Raw genomic sequence first — 25,436 nt, forward strand, 5'->3', positions numbered from 1 at the left:
ACTAGGCTAGGCGACAACAACCCGGAACTGCGCAAATGGATTTGCCGCCCGAACAGCCGACGCCCGCCGTCCACGCCTCGCGCCCGCGTCGCTCCCGTCCTCCTTTCCCATCGCCGCCATCGCGGCCGGCCGCGATCGACCCGCGTCCGGTGCGCCGTCGCGACGCCCGCCGTTTTGCCGTCTCCCCCGGCCGCGCCTGCGGCTGCATCGCATGAACCGTCCAAGGAACCGACGCATGCCCCCCATCGAAGGATCGTCACCCCTGTCCGTACCACCGCGCGGCGCCGTGCCGCGCACCTGGCTGACCGGCCTGCTGTTGACCGCCGCCGCACTGTCGGCCGGCGGAACGGCCCAGGCCCAGGAGGCCGGCAAGCAATGGACCAGCACCTGGACCAGCAACGGCCCACGCCTGACCGAGCGCGAGATCCAGCAGGACATCGAGGCCTTGTTCGCGCCGTACTCGTCCTACGGTCCGCTGAGCTTCCAGGTCGTCAGTCAGGTTCACCTGCCGGACCGCACCGCCTATTACTACGGCATCGAACCGATGCCGCCGACGACGGAGCCGTGGTCCTACACGCATTCGACCGATCCCGACTACATCCCGGGGCCGACCCTGGAGGGGGTGGTCGATCAGCTCAGGCAGCACCTGGACCAGCGCAGCCTCGATGAAGGTTGCACGCCGAATACCGCGATCACGCTGGCGCCGGCTTGGGACGTCAGCCTGACCTGGGTCGACGACAAGACCAGCGCGGTCGAGACGCGCGCCTACGACGCCAACTACGTGATCAAGGACGCCGACGGCGTCTGCGGTTTCATCGCCAACGATAGCCAGTACCTCGAACGCACCCGCGACGTGCATTGCCCCAACACCGTCGCGATGGGCTGGGACGCCGCCGAGCAGGCTTGCGCCGGCAGCTTGCAGCCGATGGCTTACCTCAGCCCTCCGCTCGTGCCCGACTGCCCCGACGGCGGCTGCGACCCCGCTTCGGGCGACAAGATGCGCCCGGAGCCGGACTTCGACCTGGGCTGGGTCTCGTTCACCCGCATCTATCGTTCGTCTTCCTCGAGCCAACAGGGCGGTTTCGGCCTCGGCTGGACCCATTCGCACAACCTGCGCCTGAGCATCGGCGCCGATCCCGCCGCACCGTCCGACCCCACCCAGCATTTCGGCCTGATCCAGGCCGACGGCAGCCAGATCTCGTTCAAGCCGCTCGGCGCCGGCGTCTACGAGGCACGCGACGGCAGCGGCGATCGGCTGGTCGCCGATGGCAGCCAGTGGCTGTTGTACCGGGTCGAGGAAGTGCTGCGCTTCGACGCGCGTGGCCGCCTGATCGTGCGTCGCTTCGAGGACGGCAATACCCTGGCCTATGCCTATGACGATCTCGGCCGGCTGGCGACCATCACCCATCACAGCGGCCGCAGCCTGGTGTTCGAGTACCTGGGCGCCGGCCGCAACGCTCCGATCGCGGCGATCCGCTCGGCCGGCGCGTTGCTGGCCAGCTACGGTTACACCAACGGCACGGTGAGCAGCGCGACCTATGCCGGCGGCGGCGCACGCACGTATCACTACGAACATCCGCAGTTCAAGACCATGCTGACCGGCGTCACCGGCGAAGACAATCAGCGCCAGAGCACCTTCGGCTACGACGCCAAGGCCCGGGTCGGCTCCAGCCAGAACGCCGGCGGCGCCGACGGCCGCACCCTCAGCTACCCGGCCAGCGGCGGCGCGGTGATTACCGACGCGCTCGGCAAGCAGACCACGTACGCGCTCGGCCCGGCCAGCCCCAGCAACCAGCCGCGCAAGATCGGCGCTATCACCGACCCGCGCGGCACCGTCACGCGCACGTTCTATACCGAGACCGTCGACTTCCGCCGCCGCCTGGACACCGTCACCGACCGCAACGGCACCCAGACCAAGCACAGCTACGCCGAAGCCAACGACCCGGTCACCGGCCAGCCGGCGCGCACGCACACGGTCAAGGAAGCCGTGGGCCTGCCCCAGGAGCGCACCAGCCTGGAGCGCCGCGACATCGCCGCCAACCGCACCGTGCTGACCCAGCTCGGCAACCGCGAGACGCGGATCGTGCGTAACGCGCGCCTGCAACCGGTCACGGTCACCGTGCGCGATACCACCACTAACCAGACCCGCACCACCGCCTACGCCTACTGCGAAGCCGCCGACGTCGCCGCCGCCAACAGCAGCTGCCCGACCCTGGGCCTGCTGAAGTCGGTCGACGGCCCGCGCAGCGACGTCAACGACGTGGTGACTTACCAGTACTACGGCAGCGACGACAGCACCTGCGCCACCCAGCCGGCGCTGTGCACCTACCGCAAGGGCGACCTGCGCAAGACGATCGATGCGCTCGGTCGCGCCACCGAGATCCTCGGCTACGACCCGCAGGGCCGGCCGCTGTCGATCCTCGATGCCAATGGCGTGGTCACCGACTACGAGTACCACCCGCGCGGCTGGCTGGCCGCGACCAAGCTGCGCGGCGCCGACAACAGCGTCGAGACCGACGACCGCATCACCCGTATGGAGTACTGGCCGACCGGCCTGCTGCGCCGGGTCACCCCGCCGGGCGGCGCCTACGTCACCTACAACTACGACGCCGCCCAGCGCCTGACCTCGGTGACCGACAAGGCCGGCAACAAGCTCCAGTACACCCTGGACAAGGCCGGCAACCGCAAGCAGGAGGACACCCAGACCCCGACCGGCACGGTGCGACAGACCCTGTCGCGGGTGTTCGACAGCCTCGGCCAGTTGCACCAGGCCAAGGACGCCGCCGCCCACGCCACCACCTTCACTTACGACGCCGACGGCAACCCCGACCTGACCACCGACGCGCTGGGCCGGATCAGCGACCAGAACCACGACCCGCTCAACCGGCTCAGCCGGCTGTTGCAGGACGTCAACGGCCTGGCGGTCGAGACCCAGCTGGCCTACAACGCCTTCGACCAGGTCACCCAGGTCACCGACCCCAAGGGCCTGAACACCGTCTACGCCTACAACGGTTTCGGCGACCGCACCCAACTGAGCAGCCCGGATACCGGCGTCACCGACTACACCTACACCCCCGCCGGCCAATTGGCGACCAAGAAAGACGCCAACGACGCCGTCGCCCACAGCTATACCTACGACGCCCTGGGCCGGCCGAAGACGATCTCCTACGGCAGCGGTACGAACGATGTCGAGTACGACTACGACACCGTCAACGCGGTCTGCGCCGCCGGCGAAACCTTCGCCCTGGGCCGGCTGACCGCGCTGCGCACCGAAGGCACCGAGCTGAAGTACTGCTACGACCGCTACGGCCAGTTGGTGCGCAAGGTGCAGGTGGTCGACAGCAAGTCGTTCACGCTGCGCTATGCGTATACGACCTCGGGCCAGGTGCGCACGATCACCTACCCGGACAACGCCGTCGTCGACTACGTCCGCAACACCCTGGACCAGGTCACCGAAGTGGGCGTCAAGCCGGCCGGCGGCGTGCGCACGGTGCTGCTCAACGGCGTCGCCTACGAGCCCTTCGGCCCGGCCACCGGCTGGACCTACGGCAACGGCCGCAGCCTGGCCCGCAGCTACGACCTGGACTACCGCGCCAAGACGATTCATGACAACGCCGCCGGCGGCCTGTCGCTGGGCTACGGCTACAACGAAGTCGGCGAGCTGACCGAGCTCAAGGACGGCTTGCAAAGCGCCGTGCTGGCGAAGTACGACTACGACACCCTGGGCCGGCTCAAGATCACCCGCGACGGCCCCAGCAACACCCCGATCGAGACCTACAGCTACGACGCCACCGGCAACCGCACCAGCCTGCTGCACGCCGGCACGACCACGACCTACACCTATCCGACCACCAGCCACCGCCTGACCCAGGTCGGCGGCATCGCCCGCGGCTACAACGCGGTCGGCAACACCACCAGCATCGGCGGCACGGCCAAGGAGTTCGTCTACAACGGCAACGACCGCATGAGCCAGGTCAAGCTGGCCGGCGTGGTCAACCGCAGCTACCGCTACAACGCCAAGGGCGAACGTGTCGCCGCAACCAACGGCGCCAGCGGCCCGGTCGCGGTCTACACGCTCTACGACGAAGCCGGCCACTGGCTCGGCGACTACGACGCCAACGGCGCGACCCAGCAACAGGCCGTGTGGCTGGGCGATGCCCCAGTCGGCGTCCTCGCCGGCGCCGGCACCGCGCAGAAACTGCACTACGTCCAACCCGACCACCTCGGCACCCCGCGCACCGTCATCGACGCCACCCGCAACGTCGCCATCTGGAGCTGGAACGCCAAGGGCGAAGCCTTCGGCAACGATGCGCCGAACCAGGACCCGGATCAGGACGGCACTGCGTTCGTGTTCGACCTGCGGTTTCCGGGGCAGCGGTACGATGCGGCTACGGGGCTGAATTACAACTACTTCCGGGATTACGATGCGGCTAGCGGAAGGTATGTGCAGAGTGATCCGATTGGGCTTCGGGGAGGTTTGGGTACGTATGTTTATGCTTACGGAAGCCCGGGGAAATACAAAGACGAGGACGGAAGGATAGTCCGACTTTCCGGTGGCGCCAAAGATATGGGGGAATTTATATCTCTTGCAGAGAAATTTACTGGTTTGAAAATTTCACGCGGGAGCAATGGGATTCTCGCCACGAACCAATGTGCAGTCATTGGCGTTTCGACCTCGTTTCCAGGCGCGGCGAGCGCGCTTCTAGCTGCTATCAATTCAAGCGCAATTATCAGCATTACAGCGACGAGCAATGATCCAAGGGTTCAAATAGATCAATACTATACGGGGCTGGTGGATGTTGCTGACATTTCTGGTTTTGCGGGCCGCTCCAACGCTCTTGGTGCATCCGCATTCGCCCATGTGCTTGCTGAGTATAGGTATGCAATGGAAGCCGGAGGCAACTATAGGGCTAACTTCAATAATGCGCACGGCGCCGGGCTTCGCGCGGAAACTGCAATCATGGGGGGCGGATATAAGATACGACTACGGTACATTTTCTCCTGGTGGAACGCTTGGTATTGATTACATTAGGAGCAATGGGTCCATAGTAAGTTCGTTCAATTTTATCCTTGATGCCAATGGGACGCCAAAATGACCTCTAAAATCCGCTGTCAGTTCCTTGTTCTCACGGCTCTGGCGGTACTTCCTCTGTGCTCATGTGCGACATTGAGCGGAAAGGTGCAAGAGAAGAGAGGGGCGCTTGATGGGGTAAAAATTTTATCAAGGTCAAAGTTTCCGCCTTACACGGGATATATAAAGACATGGGTCGTTCTTGGCGCAATGCACGATTCAAGGCCTGTTGATTTCTTCTATCCGTATTTTGAGGATGGAGATCCGATTCCTGCAGAGGGGGATGTTTGCACTATTTCGTTCCATTCTGAGCTTGTGTCTGGCCAGGCTGGCGAAAAGATTGTTAACGAATTTTCGGCTAAAGTTGTTGATGATTTGAGGTGTAAATAAGATCTGCCGTGTTAATCAAATTGTTCGCTAAATAAACAGCCGGGTCAGAGCACCTTTCCGTCTAGATTTTCGGAAACTACTTTGCCCCGGTTCTTTTGCAATCGTCTGCGACGGCCCCAGCAACACCCCGATCGAAACCTACAGTTACGACGCCACCGGCAACCGCACCAGCCTGCTGCACGCCGGCACGACGACCACCTACACCTACCCGACCACCAGCCACCGCCTGACCAATGTCGGCGGCGTCGCCCGCGGCTACAACGCCGTCGGCAACACCACCAGCATCGGCGGTACGGCCAAGGAGTTCGTCTACAACGCCAACGACCGCATGAGCCAGGTCAAGCTGGCCGGCGTGGTCAACCGCAGCTACCGCTACAACGGCAAGGGCGAACGCGTCGCCGCGACCAACGGCGCCAGTGGCCCGGTCGCGGTCTACACGCTCTACGACGAAGCCGGCCACTGGCTCGGCGATTACGATGCCAACGGCGCGACCCAGCAACAGGCCGTGTGGCTGGGCGATGCCCCAGTCGGCGTCCTCGCCGGCGCCGGCGCCGGCACCGCGCAGAAACTGCACTACGTCCAACCCGACCACCTGGGCACCCCGCGCACCGTCATCGACGCCACCCGCAACCTCGCCATCTGGTCCTGGAACGCCAAGGGCGAAGCCTTCGGCAACGACACCCCGAACCAAGACCCGGATCAGGACGGCACCGCGTTCGTATTCGACCTGCGCTTCCCGGGGCAGCGGTTCGATTCGGCGACGGGGCTGAATTACAACTACTTCCGGGATTACGATGCGGTTAGCGGCAGGTATGTGCAGAGTGATCCGATTGGGCTGATTGGAGGACTATCCACCTACAGTTATGTAGATGGAAAGCCGGTTTCTGTCTCCGACCGACGCGGGCTGCAATCCTCGCTCAGAAGCCGGTTTGGAATCACGTGGTCGAGCGGCCCCATTGGGGGGCTGGATGGAACGCCGGGAAGCCATTTGCAAGAGCATGTCTATCCGAACATTGTTGATATTGTTGATCAACTTTCTTCTGGTGCTGAGCTACCGCCAGCAGATGAGGATGATAATGGCGTTAATTGGTGTGCAGAGCTGATTAAAGTCTGGTATCAAGCACCTCATACCACCGCATGGCGCGCAGGTCGGCGTCTGGTTCCGGGGCTGCCACTGGTGCCTGGTACCGCAATCGCAACCTTTGATGCTAATGGTCGGTTTCCGCAGAACGGGATTGCGCATGCGGCGATATTTGTGCGCTATACCCGTAACGGGGATGGCATAGTAGTTGTCGACCAGTGGAGAGAACGCTCGACCTTGCAGTATAGAAGTCTGGCTTGGGAGCGTGTCGACGCCGATCCCCATGTGAGCTATGTTAATTCCGCCAAAAATTTCTTTACGATCACTTGGTGAAATTATGTCTGTCTATGCCTTGATGCTGGCTTCGGCGATTCAGGTTGTTGGCTGTCCCGAAACAATTCAGGACAAGCAGGTCGTTAGCCCGACTCCGTCAGCGGAGTGGGAAGTTCGTATTAAATCTGCCAAGCGGCCGCTTTTGGAGGTAGATGTCTACAGTGGTCCTCCGGAGGACATAAGAATACTCGTAGGGAACACGCAGAAACCCGGTCGGGCCGAGTGGAGGTTCTCAAAGAACGAGGAGGTTTGGGTTGACTGTAAATATCGTCATTCGGCGGCAGTCCTAAGGCGGAAGCTTCAGGGTGTTAGCCAATGTGCTTTGGTGCGGCCAAAACAACCTAGTTCAGAGCCTCCGACTTTCATGTGTACTAAATAAGCCACCGCCTGATCCAAGTCGGCGGCGTCGCCCGCGGCTACAACGTGGGTGGCAACGCGACTAGCATCGGCGGCATCGCCAAGGAATTCGTCTACAACTCACCAGCAGTCCGCTTTACACACCGACGCCGCCGTATCCCAAGCCGCCGCAAAGCGTTCCGCTCTACGTTAGGCCGGATAGCGGTGCTCGGCTAACCCGGTTCAACGAATGCCCAATCAAGTGACCAGTATGAAAGCGATTGCTACCGTCCTGATGTCGGGCGCGCTACTGGCATTTAGCGCGCAGGTTACAAGCCAACCAATGCGGGCGAAGCCTGAAGACGTATGCGCCGGGCTCTCTTCGATTAAGAGCATTCCGTTGAACGAGGCGTGGCCTATTGACGATGAAAACTACAAGACACTCAAGGAAAAGCGAAAGCAGACCACGCCGTGCCTGATAGATCGGATCACCGACGGCACTTCGATGAAGGACCCTCGATCCGAGCCCACCAAGGTTGATGGGTTCGTGGCGGGAGATCTCGCGTTCTTTCTTTTGAGTGATTTCAATGTCGTCTCATTCGAAGGTGTGCTGCCACAGGAAGTGAGGTCTGAGCTGCCTTCAAAAGGGGTGATTGCGTACTTCGACTGGGTGCATAAGCCTGGCAATCGCGAAAAACTGCAGGCTGCCGCCAAAGAGTGGGTGCGCATCCACCCTATCAAGTAGCCAGTACTTGCATGGCCTAATGGCTACGGTTGCCCCTCGTTCTACCATCGTAGTCCCGCCGTAAGGCGGGGCTTTTTACGGTAAAAACCCGGTCAGGGCACCTTCCTTCTAGATATTTCGGAAGCCACTCTGCTCCGATTTTGGGTGGAACGGCAAGACCGGCAACCGCACCAGCCTGCTGCACGGCGGTTGGTAACGCCACCAGCATCGGCGCGCCGCCAAGGAGTTCGTCTACAACGGCAACGACCGCATGAGCCAGGTCAAGCTGGCCGGCGTCGTGAATCGCAGTTACCGCTACAACGCCAAGGGCGAACGCGTCGCCGCGACCAACGGCGTCGGCTGCCCGGTCGATATCTACACCCTTAAATAGGCGAACTAAGTAGTCAAGCTAAATGGACTCAGTCGAGGGGCGGCAATGAGAGCTATTTTTTTTGCCATGCTTTGCGTTTTTTCTATCATGGACGCAAGTGCTGGTGCGCTGAATCCAGGCACAGAGAAGGTCGACTCTGGAAATCCTGGGCGTCGCTTTTATTTGGATGAGAAAAAGTTGCAAAAGACCGTCGCAAGCGCGAAATCCGGAAATCTGTCGGCAATTTCCAAGCTTGCTAACCACTATCAGTGGGCTGTATCCGACCAAGTACAGGCAATTTATTGGCTGAGAAAGGGGCGCAATTGAACGATCCCTGGGCCATGGTCAACTTGGCCTCGTTGCTTGAGGTTCGGGCTGATGAAGCAGGTTGTAAGGAGGCTGAGGTCTGGTTGGTCAAGGCTTCAAAATTGGCTGCCTCGCCCGAGTTGAAGGCAATCGCATTGGATCATCTGGATACGCTGCGCGAGGGATTCGAAGGGCAGGGTGCCTGCTTTAAGTGGCTAACGAAAAAGTAGTTGGAGGAAACCAAAGCTGGGCCAGATTCGCTTTCCAGCAGGTTTGGGCGGAAATCGTTCTGGCCCGGTTCTTCACTCGTCGCTAACGGTGAGCTGGCAGCTTCGCTTCTGTGCTGCGTCATTGAAACGTCGAGAGCCGCGTTGAGAATACTAGTCTAATACCTATCGTCTTCGTCGTTTTAGCTGGATGCACCATGCGCACGGTCGCGAGAGCCGAATTGTCCCGGTTGGCCGTGATCCCGCTGCTGCACCTTCTGACTCGCATCTTCGCCGTGCTCGAAAAAGGTTACTCGATAACCAAAATGGACTGAAGTCTTGATGGCTCTACGTCGATCCAGGAGTTTTTGTATGCGAGCGACGTGGAAGGGCGGACGACTGAGTGGGGTGGCCTGCGATGCGTCGAGTGTTTTTCGTACAAGGACGATCTGCCGATAAGTGTCGTTGTAAGGGCGGCGACGGTTGAGTCCGATACTGCCGTTCGCCCGGTTGTCCAGCGGCGCCTACTAGGTGGCGTGGCGATGAGCCGGAATCTGTTGCTGCTGGCGATGCTAATGAGGTTGTCATGGGTTTCGCCGCGCCCGGCCTGAGCGGCCGATGCCGCGGCGCTGTTGCGATCGGTACCGCCCGGCGACTCGATCCGTTTCGGCCGCAGCGGCGACCGGCGTTGGGCTGAGTACTGCCCGGACAACACCTGCGAACGCATCGAGGTCGATGCGAAGGCGAGCCGGGCCAATTTCGAACGCTTCTTCGTCGGTTATCTCTGGCGCGCTGGATCTTATCTGCATCTGAAGGACTGGCAGCGGCGCTACGGCCTGGGTGCCGAGGTGCGAGAACGGCTGGCTTAGCCGGACCGCATTGCCCGCCCCGGGGCGTCGACTGCACGCTGGCCTCGTTCGCGCGGCGCTATCGGGCGCGCGGCGAGTTCGTCCGCTACGAGGGCGGGCGTTCGGTCGAGCGGTTCTCGGTAGCGGCGGCCATCGTCTCGCCAGGGAAGCGCTGATCGAGGTCCCTCGATTTGAGCGTTAGCCGGATGGAGGGGCTGGGCCAAGCCGCCACTGTGACCATATTGGCAAAACCCGGCCGTTCGGATAGTTTGGCGCCCGCCAAGGACGGTAGGGGGCCGCCTTTCGATGACTGCGATTTCAAGCGCGTTGATCGCGCTGGTGGCTATGGCGGGGGCATCGACGGTAGCCGGTGGTACAGCGCCGGGCGTCGCCGGCGAGTCGCGTCCGGCCAGTGTTACGGCTCTTGGCGAGGCGCCGTTGTCGCCCGCGGATCGGGCCGGCTCGGCTGACGCGGCGGTCGATACGGCGGTCTCTTCCGCGTCTGCAGCTGCGCCTGCTTCCCTGTCTGCTGCGGACATTCCCGCCAACACCCCCGTCACGCTGGAAATCGCGGCCGCATTGAGTTCGGCGAAAGCCAAGCGTGGCGATAGGTTTCCGTTGCGCCTGGCGCAACCGCTGATCCTGGCTGGAGCGACGGTGCTGCCGACCGGCACGCCCGGCATCGGCGAGGTCGTGCATGCCGCGCGTCGCGGCGCCAGCGGCAAGCCGGGCGAGTTGCTGCTGGCGCCGCGCTATCTCGAGCATCAGGGCCGACGCGTGGCCTTGCGCGGTTTCAGCCTGGGCGGTATCGGCAAAAGTCGCGAAGGCGTGGCGGTGTCGGTCGGCATCGCGCTGGGTATCCCCGGCCTGTTCGTGACCGGCGGCGAGATCGAGATTCCGGCCGGTACCCAGGCCGGTGCGCGTACGGCGCGAGCCGTCGACTCGGAGCGAAGCGCTGCGCCGGCCGCCTCAGATTCCATCGTTCCCGCAACGGCCGCGCCGACTGCGGGGGCCTCCATGTCCGCTGCATCGTCCATTACCGGGGAAGTCGTTCAATGAAGTCGTCGTCGCTGCGCGTCCTGCCGTTCGTCGTACTGCTGCCGCTGTCTGCGGCGGCCAATCCGGCAGGTTGGAGCTACAAGGCCGTGGACCCGGCCAAGCAGGTGCAGGCGCAGAGCGCGCCGGTGGTGCCGGTGGCCTCGAAGGGCGATTCTGCGCGGGCTGCCGCGCCGATGGCCGCGCCGGCGCCCGGCGCGGCCACGACTGCACCGGCGGCGACCGCCGACAACGCAGTGCAGACGTACGCGCTCGAAGGCGAAACCGAAGCCGAGCCGGCCGCGAGCGAGTCGGCGCCGGCGGCCGCTCCCGCAGCGGCCAGCGCGGCTGCGCCGATCGCCTACGCCGCTCCCACCGTCTCCAGCGGCCGGATCGCGCCGCCGCCGGCCGGCAAGGGCCAGGTGGTCTTCTTCCGTCCGTCGAACTTCGTCGGCGGCATGATCGGCTTCAAGGTCCGCGAAGGTAAGACCGAGCTGGGGAAGCTGCGCAGCGGCAAATACTTCGTCGCGGCGGTCGAGCCGGGCGCTCACGAATACGTCGTGCATTCGGAGGCCAAGGACGTGCTGAACCTGGAGGTCGAGGCCGGCGAAACCTATTACGTACAGGGCTCGATCACGATGGGTCTGCTGGTCGGCCGCCCCAACTTGTCGCCGTCCGATCGCGCCGCGTTCGAAGCGGTGGCCGACAAGCTCAAGCTCGCCCAGTAAGCCGCAGCCACGGAAGGCCGGAAACGCAAACGCCCCGCCTGGGCGGGGCGTTTGGTTTTCTCAGCGAGACGGCCAGGGACGGCCGTCAGGCCGGTTCGCGCGCGCGCTTTTTCCCGCGCTTGGCCCGGTACATCGCCTGGTCGGCTTTCTCCAGCAGTTCGCCCAGCTCCTCGCCGTCGTCGGGATAGACCGCATAGCCGATGCTGGCGTCCAGCGGGATTGGGCGGTGCTCGAATTCGAACGGCGGCTGCAGCGACTCGGCGAAGCGGCGGGCGCGGGTTTTGGCGCTGTCGCCGCGCTCCAGGCGCGGCAGGATCACCGCGAACTCGTCGCCGCCGACCCGGGCGACGGTGTCGCCGGCGCGCGAGCTGCGTTTCATGCGCTGGGCGAACTCGCGGATCGCGGCGTCGCCGGCGCGATGGCCGTGGCGGTCGTTGACCGGTTTGAGTCCGTCCATGTCCAGATTAAGCACGGCGATGCGGCAGGCGTCGCGCTGGGCCAGGGCCAGGCTGTGGCGCAGGCGGTCGTAGAACAGGGCGCGGTTGGGCAGACCGGTCAGGGCATCGTGAGTGGCCTGGTGGAACAACTCGTTGGTTTCGTACTTGGCGGCGTGGTACATGGCCGCGGCGATCAGCCCGGACATCAGGTCGAGGATATGCAGATCGGCATCGTCGAAACCGGCGACGTGCGCCGACATGACCTTGAGCACGCCGACCGTCGACTCGTGATGCTTCAACGGCACCACGATCATCGAGCGCAATCCGACCGCACGGCAGGCCGCGCGGTCCACCCGTGGATCGGTTTCCGAATCGTCGCAGCGCAGAGGCCGGCCTTCGGCGACGCACTGGCCGGACAGGCTGGCGCTGCGCCGCAGGCGCATGCCCAGGCTGGATTCGGCGATGCCGGCGGCGGCGCGATAGACCATGTCCTCGCCCTCGGCCAGTTCGACTACGGCGCCGATCGCGCCGGTCAGCGCCTGGACGCGCACCGCGACCAACTGCATCACGCCGCCCAGATCCAGGCCGAGTCGGGCGATGTCGGTCTGGGTCTGGATGACCTTGAGCAGGCGCTCGGAAGGGTCTTGCACGATCGGGTCCTGCATGTTCGCTACGCTGCCCGGACGACGGCCCAGTATAGACCGCGGGCTCGGCAGCGGAGGCGCGGACGCTGGGCCACATTCGGGCTGCGGCGTTCCAGGTCGGGGGTTGCGGCCGCCGTCGCACGCTCAAGGTGCACCAGCGCCAAGAAAGCACATTATCCGGGACGACGGACGGCGGTCTCCTGGCGCCGAATGGAAGGGCGGTGCGCGAGTGGTGGCGTTGAGTCGCCGCCGAGTGCTCGACCTGAGACTTGCCGGGGCGCGTTTGGCGGCCGGACAGAGTTCACACGGGATCTGGCTGCGCCGTGCCGCCCGCGACCTTCAAGCGCAGGCTCCCATGCACGCAGCCGGCCCGTAAGCGACGGGCGCTGCTGGCGGTATCGAAGGCGCAGCGATGCAAAGCTCGCCTGCGATCTTGCTCAATTTGGCGAAAGCAGGCCGGATTCCGCGGGCGTCTTCAAAAGCATCGCTGGACCGGCGAACCTTGGCCAAGGGAAAAGGGGCCGACATCCGTCTTCTATCAGGCCGGTGCGCCTGGCCGGTGCCGATCGGGCCTGGACGAAGTGGATTGAACGATACGCGCCGCGATCAGCGGCAGCGCGGCGCACGCCGCAACCGGAGAAGCACCGCAAGGACACAGCGACATGCCCGCCCCATATCGATAAACCTGACTTCGGCCGCCGTGTCGTTTGGCCTCCGCGCGTTTGTGCGCCTCGGCGGCGCGCGTGCGGCTGTGGATCGATCCGTCTCGGCCCGGCGCCGCTTCGCTGGCCGAGTTTTCGTATAGCTCAGTGAAGGACTCCACGTGACTTCCACACTTCGCCTGTCCGCCGCGGTCGCCGCCGCGCTCGCATTCGGACTCGCCGGGGCCGGCGGTGCCCGCGCCGAAATATCCAGTCCGACCGTGATCGAGGATTACGACGGTCTGACCAAAGGCGTGGCCGTGACCGCGCTTACCGCCGACGGCATGTTCGGCGACAGCACGAGCCTGTTCGATGGTGCGACCACGTTTACCGCGACCGATGTGGCGCTGAAGACCAACAGCGCGCTGACCGTGAGTATCGGCCGCAAGCTCAGCAACGCCGGTCTTTCGCTCAATACCTGGGCCAATACCGATCCGGACAAGGCGGTGTTCGGGCGCTACTGGGTGCTGGATATCCCCCATATCCACGGGGTTTTCGACCGCCGCACCGGTTGGGTTGTGCGCGATCGCGAATACCAGGGACCGGATTTTCCCGATAGTTGGCGAGGTTCGACCCAGCGCTGCAGCGTGACCGACTACACGCCCCCGACCGTGCCGGACAATGTTTCCAGCGGTCCGACCAAGACGCCGTCCTACGGCCCGACCGATTACTGGGCCGGCAACACGATCAATATTCCCGGGGCGGGCGAGGAACTCGTGCAAACCCTGTCTGGCGCTCACCTGCGACCGAGCGATGGGCTGGCTTACTACGGTGGCACCAAGTCGAACTGGAAGGTTTCCTGCCTGCCGAGCATCCGCAATGGCGCGGGCGAGGGATTCCTGGCCGTGCTGCCTAACGGCCACCGGTATGCGTTCGACTGGATGGTGGTGCGCAAGAGCAAGCGGATCATCGGTATCCCGACCGACACGACCGGATCGGTCGGCATCGACCGCGACGAAATTTTCCTGTACGCGACCCGGGTCGAGGATGGCCTGGGCAACTGGCTGAGCTACGAGTACGACCCGGCCAACCCGCACCGCCTGCTGTCGATCCGTTCCAACGACGGCGTCGAGGCCAGGCTGGGTTACAACGCCGCCGGAAAGATCGAGACCATTTCCAGCGCAGGACGGACCTGGACCTATGAGTACAGCAAGTACGGCAGCAACCCGGACGCCAACTATCTACTCGCCGCAGCGGTGCTGCCCGACGGAGGACGTTGGGGCTACCAGTACAGCGATCAGTTCGAGATCGTCAACGCCAACGTCAAGAACGTGTGGCAGCAGTGCTGGCCGAACGTAGGCACGATGAGTTCGGACAAGCAGCCGGGACCGGCCGAGACCAGTTTCTTGACCGTCAGCCACCCTTCCGGCGCGGTCGGCGAGTTCAAGTTCCGCAAGCTCATGCACGGCACCAACCGTACCGTGGGCAGTTGCATCACCCGGCAGGAGGCCAGTTGGCTTTCGGTGCGCCTGGTGGGGGCGCCGATGGCCTATACCGTGGAGTCGTTGTACTCGAAAACCGTGACCGGTCCCGGCATTGCGCCGCTGAGCTGGAACTATCGCTACAAGCCGTCCTGGAGTTGGCAGGCCGATTGCCAAGTGCCGGGCACCTGCTATGTCCCGTCCGAAACCACGGTGGTCAACCCGGACGGATCGATCAACGCCTACAAATTCAACAACGACTACACGTCCAACGTCGGCGAGTTGATCGAAGCATCGATCAAGGACGCCGGTGGCAGGGTACTGCGCACGGTCACGAACGCCTATGTGGAGAGCACGGAGGGCCAACCCTTCCCGGCGGCCAACGCGAACATTCCGGCATCGAATTCCATTTCGGGCAGCAAGGGCTATCTCGCCAACCGGCCCCTCAAGAGTCGCCAGATCGTCCAGGATGGAGTGACCTTCGTCACCGAGAACCAGATTTTCGACGGCCTGGCCCGGGTCCTGCGATCCACTGGGTACAACACGCTCGGCTATAGCCGCAACGAGGGAACCGAATACTACGACCATGCCGGCAAGTGGATTCTCGGTCAGGTATCGGCCACGTCGGTCAACGGCGTCGAGACCGCGCGTGTGGAATTCGATCCGGCCACCGCGTTGCCGATGCACGCTTTCGCCTTCGGCAATCTGAAGAGAACATTCGGCTACCGCGCCGACGGCACCCTGGAGTCGGTCAAGGACGGTAACGGCCATGTCACCTTCTATGCCGACTGGAAACGCGGCGTGCCGCAGAGCATCCGCCGGCCGGCCACCCCCGAGAGCCCGGCGGGCGCGACTGAAAGCGCGGTGATCGACGACCGCGGCTGGGCGACGTCTACGACTGACGAAAACGGATTCACCACCCAGTACAGCTACGACGGCATGGGGCGCCTGGCTGGCGTGGTCTATCCGCAGGGCGACACCGTCGACTGGCACCCGATGACGCAGGAGTTCGTGCGCGTCGCGACCTCGGAGTACGGTCTGGAAAGCAATCATTGGCGCCGGGTGTCGGTGTCCGGAAACCGTCGTAGCGACACTTACTACGACGCGTTCCTGCGGCCCGTGCTGGAAATGGAGTTCGATCTGGGCGATGCCAGCCGCAATACCCAGAAGCAAGTGTTTACGCGTTACGACAACATGGGGCGGGTCGCGTTCAAATCCTTGCCGACCCGGCACGTCGGCGACTTCCGCCAGTCGATGCCAGGCACGTCCTACGCCTACGACGCGCTGGGGCGCCAGACCGCCGCCGTCCAGGACTCGGAGTTGGGGCCTTTGACCACCTCCACCGAGTACCTGTCCGGCTTCCGGCGCAAGGTCACCAACCCCCGTGGCTTGGCGAGCGTAGAGACTTTCCAGGTCTTCGGCGAGCCTGGCTACGACGCTCCGGCGGTGATCGACGCCCCTGAAAGCGTGCGCACCCTGATCATGCGCGACGCCTACGGCAAGCCGCTGGAAATCCAGCGTACGTCGGTGGCTCAGTGAGGCCGCGCCATGGATAGCATCCGAGCGAACAGTAAAAACCGCTCCGCCGCCGCGCGTGGGGACCTGGTCCGAGTGGAGAACAAGGCGTTGAATTCTGCAGGAGTATTGGAGTGGGCGACCAACGCCAGGTCGTTGGCGTCGGCATGGTTGTTGGCGCTGCTGTCCGCGTTGCCGTCCTTGGCGACCGCGGCGCCGGCATGGATCAAACTCACGCCGCCGGTCCAAAGCAGCTATACGGTCCCGGTGTCGTACGAGATCGTGGCTTCCTCCGGCAACGGAACCAGCGGGTCGAGTGTCGAATCGATCGAGAACATCACGATCTATCGCAACGACCAGCCGGTAGCCAGCTACCGCAGGGGCGGAACCCTGGTCGAAGCCGGGCTGGCGCCGGGCACGTACACCTATCGGGCGACCGGCAAGGCCGTGAGCATCTATCAGGGCGAGGATCGGACCCGTAACCTGGCGACCCAGTCCTTCACCATTACGGTCAACCCGCCGCCTGCGTTGTACAACGAGGCCGAATTCGTATCGCAGACCTTCTCCGACACCTCGCCGACGATGTACTCGGGCGAGACCCGGACCCTGAGCGTGCAGATGCGTAATACGGGCACGACCACCTGGTCGCCGTCGCGCGCGTATGCGCTGGGTTCGCAGAACCCTCGCGACAACGGCAACTGGGGCATGGGGCGGGTGTATCTTCCGCACGACGTCGCACCCGGCCAAACCGTCGCGTTCAACATGACCTTGACCGCTCCGCAGGTCAGCAGCCGAATGGTCGGCTACTACGTGCAATGGCGGATGGTCCAGGACGGGGTAGAGTGGTTCGGTCAGCAGACGACCGCTCAGCATGTGTACGTCAATCCGGTTCCGACCGGCTCGTTGAGCGCGCAGCCCAATCCCTGCGAGTTGGGCAAGGGCGCCACCAGCTGCGGCACCACCTTGAGCTGGCAGGCCGTGGCCGGCTTGCCGGAGTTGTGGCGCAGCGACATCAACGGCAATGGCGCGGTACGGCTTCTGGCTCAGCCTGGAACCGGCGAGATCAAGACGTCGATCGCCGACATCACCGAGTCAGGCAGCCGCTTCGAGGTGCGCGGCGACGGCCGCGTACTCGCGTCCATCGATGTCTACGCACGTCGCCCGCAACCGGTGATCACCGGCAATATCGACGGCTTCACCGCCGACGGCAGCGCGTTGCTCGGTTGGGCCTGCGCGACCACCTACCAGGCGTCGGTGAACGTGCAGATGTACGTCGGCGGTCCCGCCGGTGCGACCGGCTCTGCACTGATCGGCACCTATCCCGCAAATCAGGCCAGCGAGGCGGGCGTCGCCGCGGCGTGCAAGGTCGATGGCGGCAGCTATCGCTTCGCGATTCCGATCAGCAATGAGCTGCGCAGCCAATACGCAGGCCGATTGGTCTACGTCTACGGCGTATCGCCGGTGGGCGGCGAGAACCTGGCGGTAGCCGCATCGGGCCGCTTCGGCGTTCCGGCGCCGCAGGTCCCGGTAGCCCAGCCGAACACCCGCCGCTACGTCTACGACGCGCAACAGCGCCTGTGCAAGGTCATCGAGCCGGAAACCGGGGCGACGGTGACGGACTACGACGGCGAGGGCAACGTCGCATGGTCGGCTTCCGGCCTTGACCTGCCGGCCACCGACAGCTGCAACCGCAGCGAAGCCGCGGCGTCCGGCCGCGTCGTTTCGAGAACCTACGACGCGCGCAACCGGCTCAAGGACCTGGCCTTCCCCGACGGGCGCGGCAATCAGAGGTGGGAATACACGCCCGACGGCCTGGCGAGCAAGGTCGTGACCTATAACGAACCGGACAACGGTGCGCCGGTCGAGAATCATTACCGCTACAACAAGCGCCGCCTGCTGATCGGCGAGGCGGTGGCGCAGCCGGGCTCGCATCGTTGGGACCTGGGCTACGGCTACGATCGAATCGGCAATCCGGCCAGCCAGGTCTACCCGACCGGTCTGGCGGTGACGTTCGAGCCGGATGCGCTGGGGCAGCCCAAACGAGTCAGCAGTCCTGGTGCGGTATACGCGTCGCAGATCGATTACTACCCGAACGGAGGCATGCAACGCTTCGTCTACGGCAACGGCGTGGTGCACACCATGTCGCAGAACCTGCGTCAGCTGCCGCAGCGCAGTACCGACGCCGGCGTGATCGACCTGGAAACCGTGTACGACGCCAACGGTAATGTCGGCGCCATTTACGACCGGGCACGAGGGGACAACTACAGCCGGACGATGGAGTACGATGGCCTCGACCGGCTCAAGTCGGCCGGCTCATGCAGTTTCGGCGGCGATTGCTGGCACCGATTTACCTACGATGCGCAGGATAATCTGCGTTCTTGGGTGTTGCCGGGGAGCAAGGACTATTCCGCCTACGTCTACGACGAGCGTTCGAGATTAACGAACGTTCGCAACAGTCGAGGCGAATCAATCGTTGGCTTGGGCTACGACCCGCAAGGTAACTTGGAGAACAAGAACGGGCAGGTCTATGCTTTTGACTATGGCAATCGCCTGCGCGTCGTTGCCGGAAAGGAAGGATACCGGTACGACGCCAACGGGCGCCGCGTTGCCAGTTTGTCGATGGCGAGCGCCGTGCGGGCGGTCTTCATCTACGATGCCTCAGGGCAGCCAGCGTACATCGAGAACAATGCCGCGGGCGCGACCAGCGTCAATATTTTCCTGGGCGGTAGCCTACTTGCTGCTCGCGAACTGGCGGGGGGCGTCGAAAGTACGAAGTACAGCCATAACGACGCATTGGGCAGCCCTGTGGCCGTGACTGCGGCGACCGGAGAGGTGCTTCAGCGCACCGACTACGAGCCGCTCGGTGAGACAATCGGAGATACGATCTACGATGGCATCGGTTACGCGGGGCACGTGATGGACGGGCTGACGGGCCTGGTCCAGATGCAGCAGCGCTACTACGACCCGCAGCTCGGGATATTTCTCAGCGCAGATCCCGTGTCTGCTCTGAGCGATCCTGTCGGAATGTTCAATCGTTACAGATACGCAGCAAGCAATCCCTACTCGTATGTCGATCCCGATGGACGTCAGTGTCAGAAGATAACCGGATCCAATATTTGCGGGGGAGAGAGCTGGGGCAAGCTCTCGATTACTCAGGTTAATCCAGCGGGCGAAGGGGAGGCGCAAAAAGGCGGTTCTTCGGCAGCCAACCAACGCACCGAAGCCGCGTCGCTCGCTAGGGCATCGTCTGGTGCACCGACTTCCGACGGCAGGATTCCGGTGCCGGGCGTTGTTGGGTGGAAGACCGGCGAGTACGACATGTCGAGGACTCCCGAACAGTTGGATTCCTCGGGCATGGTCATTACAGCGGCGGCAGCGTTAGGCGCAGGGGCTATGGCGTGGGAGGCCGGAGCCCCTTACGCCGCCGCGGCGACGAGCGGACTGATTTCCAGCGCCAAAGGTCTCTATAAGAACCTATCGTTTGATGGCCCGTCGGCGGGCGCTTGGCATGCTAATGGCCGGTTGTTCGGCGTTCGCTGGAAACAAAGCCAATGGGGCGCGCGTCTCGATCTGCACCCGCTCAAGCACAGTGGCAAGACTCCTATACTGCATATCAACTTTGGTCCTCCGTCGCGGGGCGAAGCGGCTCACCTGATTCTGTTCGATCCTCGTTGGATTAGAAGGGAAGGAAAATGACTGTTCAGGAAATCAAGCGGCAGCTCATCGCGATCGTGCGGGAGTTGTTGGATACCGAACCTGCCTCGAAAGCGGAAATGAAGGACTGGTACGAGAAGGCTCGCGAGGCTAAGGCCTTGATGGAGCTTGATGTCGGCGAGTTGGACGTGCCGCATGCGCTATGGCACTACTTGGAAGATGCCGATATTCGTCTGAAGGATCCGGAGTATTCGAAGGTGCAGATCGCCCATATCGAGGAAACCATCCGGGATTGGGCGACCAGGAGTTGATTGAGGCGACAGCGAGCGAGGACGATCGATAGGGGCCGTCGCCACCACATGACGATGATCGGGTCTTGATCAGGCATTGCAAACACAAAGGCCCCGCGCGAGCGGGGCCTTCGGTTCGAGCGAGATGGCTGCCGACGCTTACGCGGTTTCCTCTTCCTTGTACGCATCCACCGGGATGCAGGCGCACATCACGTTCTTGTCGCCGTAGACGTTGTCCACGCGCGACACCGGCGGCCAGTACTTCTGCAGCTTCAGCGAGGGCAGCGGGAACGCGGCCAGCTCGCGCGGGTAGGCGCGGGTCCACTCGCTGGCGGTGACCTGGGTGGCGGTATGCGGGGCGTGCTTGAGCGGGTTATCTTCGCGGTCCAGGCGGCCTTCCTCGACCGCGCGGATTTCGTCGCGGATCTGGATCATCGCGTCGATGAAGCGGTCCAGCTCGTGCAGCGATTCGCTCTCGGTCGGCTCGACCATCAGCGTGCCGGCGACCGGGAAGCTCAGGGTCGGGGCGTGGAAGCCGAAGTCGATCAGGCGCTTGGCCACGTCCTCGGCGCCGATGCCGGTGGCGTCCTTGATCGGGCGCAGGTCGAGGATGCACTCGTGCGCGACCAGGCCGTTGCGGCCGGTGTAGAGGGTCTCGTAGTGCGGGGCCAGGCGCTTGGCGATGTAATTGGCGTTGAGCAGCGCCACCTGGGTCGCCTTGCGCAGGCCGGCGGCGCCCATCATGGTGATGTACATCCACGAGATCGGCAGGATCGAGGCCGAGCCGAAGCTGGCGGCGCTGACCATGCCGACCGCGCCTTCGCCGCCGAGCGTGCGCGGTAGGAACGGGGCCAGGTGCGACTTGACCGCGCAGGGGCCGACGCCGGGGCCGCCGCCGCCGTGCGGAATGCAGAAGGTCTTGTGCAGGTTGAGGTGCGAAACGTCCGAACCCCACTTGCCCGGCTTGGCCACGCCGACCAGGGCATTCATGTTGGCGCCGTCGGTGTACACCTGGCCGCCGTGCTTGTGGATGATCTCGCAGATCTCGACCACTTCCTCCTCGAACACGCCGTGCGTGGACGGGTAGGTCATCATGATCGCGGCCAGGCGGTCGCTGTACTTCTCGGCGTTGCGGCGGATGTCGTCGACATCGACGTTGCCGTTGGCGTCGGTCTTGGTGACCACCACGGTCATGCCGCACATCTGCGCGGAAGCCGGGTTGGTGCCGTGCGCGGAGTCGGGAATCAGGCAGATGTCGCGATGACCTTCGCCGCGCGAGCGGTGATAGGCGCGGATCGCCAGCAGGCCGGCGTATTCGCCCTGCGCGCCCGAGTTCGGCTGCAGGCTGACCGCGTCGTAGCCGGTGCATTCCACCAGCATCGCCTCGAGTTCGTCGATCAACTGCTTGTAGCCCACGGCCTGGTCGGCCGGCGCCAGCGGATGCAGATTGCCGAACTCCGGCCAAGTCACCGGGATCATCTCGGCGGTGGCGTTGAGCTTCATCGTGCACGAACCCAGCGGGATCATGGTGCGATCCATCGCCAGGTCCTTGTCGGCCAGCGAGCGCATGTAGCGCAGCAGCTCGTGTTCGCTGTGGTGGGTGTTGAACACCGGGTGCTGCAGGAAGGCGCTCTGGCGGCGCAGGCCGGCCGGCAGGGCATCGGCGGTGGCGGCATCGAGCGCGTCGATGTCGTCGATGCGGGCGCCGAACAGCGCGGCCAACTGGACCACTTCGGCGCGGGTGGTGGTTTCGTCCAGGCTGATGCCGACCCGGTTCGGGTCGCCGGAGTAGTTGAGGTTGATCCGCGCCGCGGTCGCCTTGGCGCGCAGGGCGTCGGCGTCGACGCCGACCACGTCCAGGGTGTCGAAGAAGTCCGGACCGACGGTCAGCCCGGCCTGGCGCAACGCGCCGGCCAGGATCGCGGCCAGGCGGTGGACGCGGCGGGCGATCCGGGTCAGGCCTTCGGGGCCGTGGTAGACCGCGTACATCGAGGCCATCACCGCCAGCAGCACCTGCGCGGTGCAGATGTTGGAGGTGGCCTTCTCGCGGCGGATGTGCTGCTCGCGGGTCTGCAGGGTCAGGCGGTAGGCCGGCTTGCCTTCGGTGTCGACCGACACGCCGATCAGGCGGCCCGGCATCGAGCGCTTGTAGGCGTCGCGGCAGGCCATGAAGGCGGCATGCGGGCCGCCGAAGCCGAACGGCACGCCGAAGCGCTGGCTGTTGCCGACCACGATGTCCGCGCCCCACTCGCCGGGCGCGGCGATCAGGGTCAGGGCGAGCAGGTCGGTCGCGACCGCGACCAGGCCGCCGCGCGCGTGCACGGCGTCGGCCAGCGCCTTGTGGTCGCCGATCTGGCCGTAGGTGTTGGGGTACTGCAGCAGCACGCCGAAGCTGTCGCTGTTCAGCGCTTCGTTGTCGTCGCCGACCTTCAGCTCGATGCCCATCGCTTCGGCGCGGGTGTTCAGCACCTCCAGCGTCTGCGGGTGCACGTCCTTGGAGACGAAGAACAGGTTGGACTTGGACTTGGCCGAGCGCTTGGCCAGGGTCATGGCCTCGGCCGCGGCGGTGCCTTCGTCGAGCAGCGAGGCGTTGGCGATCTCCATCCCGGTCAGGTCGGCGACCATGGTCTGGAAGTTGATCAGCGCCTCCATGCGGCCCTGCGAGATTTCCGCCTGGTAGGGCGTATAGGCGGTGTACCAGGCAGGGTTCTCGAGGATGTTGCGCAGGATCACGTTCGGGGTCAGGGTGCCGTAATAGCCCTGGCCGATGAAGCTGCGGAACACCTGGTTGCGGGTGGCGATGGCGCGGACCTTGGCCAGCGCTTCCACTTCGCTGATCGCGGCCGGCAGGGCCAGCGGTTGGGTCGACTTGATCGAGCCGGGGACGATGGCGTCGGTCAGGGCTTCCAGCGAGTCGTAGCCGACCTGCTTGAGCATGTGGCCGATTTCGGCGTCGTTGGGGCCGATATGGCGCTCGATGAAAGCGTCGTGGTGCTCGAGGTCGCGCAGGGAAGTGGCGTTGTGGCTCATGGGCAGGGGCGTCCGTTGGCAGCGTGCGGTGCCGCACGCGAGGCGCCCCTCTGTCCTTTTGCCTGAGAGTTTGGAAGCGTGCCGCGGCTCAGGCCGCTTGGGGGAGGGGGGCGCTGTGGCCGCTCCTGTCCGCGCTCGCTTCGTGCACCTTCGGCGCCGGTTCCGTCGCGCGTGTCGCGTTGCGGGACGGTCGGTCTCTCCAGAGTTTTGTACCCGGCGGCGGTATGGGGCCTGAGCGATTACGGGCGTTGCGCCTTCGGCAGCGACGGGCCAGGGGGCCGGCCGCTTCTCCCACCGCGGGTTTCAAGCCGACGATTATAGCCGCTGGCGGGCAGCGAGGGGACGGTTCCCGTGCGGCCGCCCGAGGTCCCGCGGGCCGGGGGAAGGCTCCGTGCGCACCGCCTCCCGCGCCGGGGCGCACCGGCTTCGAACGGGCCGCTTGCGGGCGAATCCGCACCGGCGAGCCTGGGCACGCGGTTGCGGACAGATCGAAACAACTTCGGCGGCCATGCGGCGGGCCACGCGGGAGTATGCTGACGGCCCCCATTCATGCGATGAGGCCTGGCGATGTCCGCGCGACCGTTCAGCTTGCTGCAGCTCGACCATGTGGTGTTGCGGGTGCGCGATACCCCGGCGATGGTGGCCTTCTACTGCGACGTGCTCGGCTGCCGCCTGGAGCGGCGCCAGGACGAAATCGGCCTGGTCCAGCTGCGTGCCGGTCTGTCGCTGATCGACCTGGTCGATGTGGAGGGCAAGCTCGGCCGCATGGGCGGGGCGCCCCCCGGCGCCGAGGGCCGCAACATGGATCACCTATGCCTGCGCGCCGAGCCGTTCGACCGCGCCGCCATCGTCGCTTACCTGGAAGCCCACGGCGCGCGCATCGGCGATTTCGGTTCGCGTTACGGCGCCGAAGGCGAGGGCCCCTCGCAGTACCTGTACGACCCCGAGGGCAACGTGGTCGAACTCAAGGGCCCTCCCGACGAGGTTCCGATCGATACCGACGCATCCAACGCCGCCAGCTGATGAGCGCACCTTCCGAATCCCCCACGGCGCCCGCGCGGGCCTTGCCGCTGTCGCTCCGTCGCTTGGCCTTGCTGCTCGGCGGCCTGGCCATGTTCGGCCCGTTCTCGATCGACACGATCTTTCCCGCGTTCCCGGTGATGGGCGCCGAACTCGGCGCCGACAAGCTGGCGATGCAGCAGACCATCAGCGTCTACCTGGTCGCCTACGCGCTGATGAGCGTGGTGCACGGGCCGCTGTCCGACGCGATCGGCCGGCGCAAGGTGATTCTCGGCGGGCTGGGGGTGTTCACCCTGGCGTCGGCGGCGTGCGCGCTGTCGGAGCAATTGTCGACGCTGCTTTTCTTTCGCGCGATCCAGGGGCTCTCGGCGGGCGTCGGCCTGATCGTCGGCCGCGCGGTGATCCGCGACCTGCTGCACGGCGACGACGCGCAGCGGCTGATGAGCCAGGTGATGATGATCTTCGGCATCGCCCCGGCGATCGCGCCGGTGATCGGCGGCTGGATTCTGGGCTGGGCGCATTGGCCGGCGATCTTCTGGTTCCTGGTCGGTTTCTCGGTGCTGCTGTGGATCGCGGTCGCGGCCGGCCTGCCCGAGACCCATCCGCCGCAGGCGCGGCTGTCGCTCAAGCCCAAGCGGCTGCTGCGCGACTACGTGGCGATCTGGCTCAATCCGCGGTTCCAGCGCCTGACCGCGGTCGGCGCGTTCAATTTCGGCGCGCTGTTCCTGTACATCGGTTCGGCGCCGGCGTTCGTGCTCGACATCCTCAAGCTCAGCGAGCGCGAGTTCGCCTGGTTCTTCGTGCCGACCATCGGCGGCATGGTGCTGGGCTCGTTCGCCTCCGGCCGCGCCGCCGGCAAGATCGGCGGCGACCGCCTGGTCGGCATCGGCTTTGCTTTCTGCGCACTCGCCATCGCCCTGAACCTGGGCTATAACCTGCTGGCGCCGGCGCCGCAGGTGCCGTGGGCGGTGCTGCCGATGTGCATCCTCGCGTTCGGCATCGCCCTGGTATTCCCGATCGTGACCTTGTCGATCCTCGACATGTACCCGCACCAACGCGGCTCGGCCTCGTCGCTGCAGGCCTTCGGCGGCCTGGTGGTGAACGCGGTGTTGGCCGGCGTGATCTCGCCGCTGGTCAGCGGCAGCGCCATCGTCCTGGCGATCGTGTCCTCGGCGCTGACCGCGGCCGCCTGGGGCTTCTGGTGCTGGGAAGCCTGGGTCTCGCGCAGCGGCCGCTGCGCGCGGGTGCCGGAGGACGCACCGGTAATCGAGCCGCAGGATTCGCTGTAAGCCGGCG

Annotated in this window: 17 protein-coding genes, 1 pseudogene and 1 riboswitch; of the genes and pseudogenes, 16 read left to right on the forward strand and 2 right to left on the reverse strand. The window is 64.6% G+C overall.

Features of this window, described 5'->3' with window-relative positions; translation table 11 throughout:
* Positions 1 to 235: 235 nt before the first annotated feature.
* The 11 genes and pseudogenes from V2J18_RS07080 (at position 236) to V2J18_RS07125 (ending at position 11,428) form a co-directional block, all read left to right on the forward strand.
* Positions 236 to 5,023 (forward strand): RHS repeat-associated core domain-containing protein, encoded by a 4,788-nt coding sequence (locus V2J18_RS07080; RefSeq protein ID WP_336131402.1) that lies wholly within the window; start codon positions 236 to 238, stop codon positions 5,021 to 5,023.
* A gap of 69 nt (positions 5,024 to 5,092) precedes the next feature.
* Positions 5,093 to 5,461 carry a hypothetical protein gene (locus V2J18_RS07085; protein WP_336131403.1) on the forward strand — a complete coding sequence of 123 codons (369 nt, stop codon included), beginning with the start codon at positions 5,093 to 5,095 and terminating at the stop codon, positions 5,459 to 5,461.
* An 88-nt stretch (positions 5,462 to 5,549) separates the two neighbouring features.
* A pseudogene (locus V2J18_RS07090) lies at positions 5,550 to 6,374 on the forward strand (RHS repeat-associated core domain-containing protein); the annotation flags it as partial.
* A complete protein-coding gene (locus V2J18_RS07095) occupies positions 6,366 to 6,875 on the forward strand; it encodes a BPSL0067 family protein (protein ID WP_345786512.1) in 510 nt (169 codons plus the stop codon). The pseudogene V2J18_RS07090 and the gene V2J18_RS07095, both read left to right, overlap by 9 nt.
* A 22-nt stretch (positions 6,876 to 6,897) precedes the next feature.
* Positions 6,898 to 7,254 (forward strand): STY0301 family protein, encoded by a 357-nt coding sequence (locus V2J18_RS23140; protein ID WP_425606102.1) that lies wholly within the window; start codon positions 6,898 to 6,900, stop codon positions 7,252 to 7,254.
* Positions 7,255 to 7,461: 207 nt separating this feature from the next.
* The gene (locus V2J18_RS07100; protein WP_336131404.1) at positions 7,462 to 7,956 is read left to right on the forward strand and encodes a hypothetical protein; all 495 of its coding nucleotides are present in this window, start codon (positions 7,462 to 7,464) and stop codon (positions 7,954 to 7,956) included.
* A gap of 415 nt (positions 7,957 to 8,371) precedes the next feature.
* Positions 8,372 to 8,632: a hypothetical protein gene (locus V2J18_RS07105; RefSeq protein WP_336131405.1), complete on the forward strand. Its 261-nt coding sequence runs from the start codon at positions 8,372 to 8,374 to the stop codon at positions 8,630 to 8,632.
* A 14-nt stretch (positions 8,633 to 8,646) separates the two neighbouring features.
* Entirely contained in the window at positions 8,647 to 8,841 is a 195-nt protein-coding gene (locus V2J18_RS07110; protein WP_336131406.1) for a hypothetical protein, read from the forward strand.
* 608 nt (positions 8,842 to 9,449) lie between these two features.
* Positions 9,450 to 9,686 (forward strand): hypothetical protein, encoded by a 237-nt coding sequence (locus V2J18_RS07115; RefSeq protein ID WP_336131407.1) that lies wholly within the window; start codon positions 9,450 to 9,452, stop codon positions 9,684 to 9,686.
* Between the two features lie 285 nt (positions 9,687 to 9,971).
* Entirely contained in the window at positions 9,972 to 10,724 is a 753-nt protein-coding gene (locus V2J18_RS07120; RefSeq protein ID WP_336131408.1) for a hypothetical protein, read from the forward strand.
* Positions 10,721 to 11,428, forward strand: a complete 708-nt coding sequence (locus tag V2J18_RS07125; RefSeq protein ID WP_336131409.1) for a DUF2846 domain-containing protein — start codon at positions 10,721 to 10,723, stop codon at positions 11,426 to 11,428. Before V2J18_RS07120 ends, V2J18_RS07125 begins: the two co-directional genes overlap by 4 nt.
* An 85-nt stretch (positions 11,429 to 11,513) precedes the next feature.
* Here V2J18_RS07125 and V2J18_RS07130 read toward each other — a convergent pair whose 3' ends face one another.
* Entirely contained in the window at positions 11,514 to 12,515 is a 1,002-nt protein-coding gene (locus V2J18_RS07130) for a diguanylate cyclase domain-containing protein (RefSeq protein WP_336131410.1), read from the reverse strand.
* A gap of 817 nt (positions 12,516 to 13,332) precedes the next feature.
* Here V2J18_RS07130 and V2J18_RS07135 point away from each other — a divergent pair.
* From V2J18_RS07135 to V2J18_RS07145, 3 genes are read left to right on the forward strand one after another with little or no spacing between them, the layout of a single operon-like run.
* Entirely contained in the window at positions 13,333 to 16,170 is a 2,838-nt protein-coding gene (locus V2J18_RS07135) for an RHS repeat domain-containing protein (protein WP_336131411.1), read from the forward strand.
* Positions 16,171 to 16,179: 9 nt separating this feature from the next.
* Positions 16,180 to 19,842 (forward strand): RHS repeat domain-containing protein, encoded by a 3,663-nt coding sequence (locus V2J18_RS07140; protein WP_336131412.1) that lies wholly within the window; start codon positions 16,180 to 16,182, stop codon positions 19,840 to 19,842.
* Positions 19,839 to 20,111, forward strand: coding sequence for a hypothetical protein (locus V2J18_RS07145; RefSeq protein ID WP_064750079.1), 273 nt, complete (start codon positions 19,839 to 19,841; stop codon positions 20,109 to 20,111). The genes V2J18_RS07140 and V2J18_RS07145 overlap by 4 nt, the downstream gene beginning before the upstream one ends.
* A gap of 138 nt (positions 20,112 to 20,249) precedes the next feature.
* Here the strand turns inward: V2J18_RS07145 and gcvP are convergent, their stop codons facing one another.
* Positions 20,250 to 23,120, reverse strand: coding sequence for an aminomethyl-transferring glycine dehydrogenase (gene gcvP, locus V2J18_RS07150; protein WP_064750078.1), 2,871 nt, complete (start codon positions 23,118 to 23,120; stop codon positions 20,250 to 20,252).
* A gap of 210 nt (positions 23,121 to 23,330) precedes the next feature.
* A riboswitch (glycine riboswitch) is annotated at positions 23,331 to 23,424 on the reverse strand.
* A 263-nt stretch (positions 23,425 to 23,687) separates the two neighbouring features.
* Here gcvP and V2J18_RS07155 point away from each other — a divergent pair.
* Positions 23,688 to 24,143 (forward strand): VOC family protein, encoded by a 456-nt coding sequence (locus V2J18_RS07155; RefSeq protein ID WP_336131413.1) that lies wholly within the window; start codon positions 23,688 to 23,690, stop codon positions 24,141 to 24,143.
* The gene (locus tag V2J18_RS07160; protein ID WP_064750076.1) at positions 24,143 to 25,429 is read left to right on the forward strand and encodes a multidrug effflux MFS transporter; all 1,287 of its coding nucleotides are present in this window, start codon (positions 24,143 to 24,145) and stop codon (positions 25,427 to 25,429) included. Before V2J18_RS07155 ends, V2J18_RS07160 begins: the two co-directional genes overlap by 1 nt.
* Positions 25,430 to 25,436 lie beyond the last annotated feature (7 nt).

It is taken from the genome of Lysobacter firmicutimachus, assembly GCF_037027445.1.
Taxonomy (GTDB): domain Bacteria; phylum Pseudomonadota; class Gammaproteobacteria; order Xanthomonadales; family Xanthomonadaceae; genus Lysobacter; species Lysobacter firmicutimachus.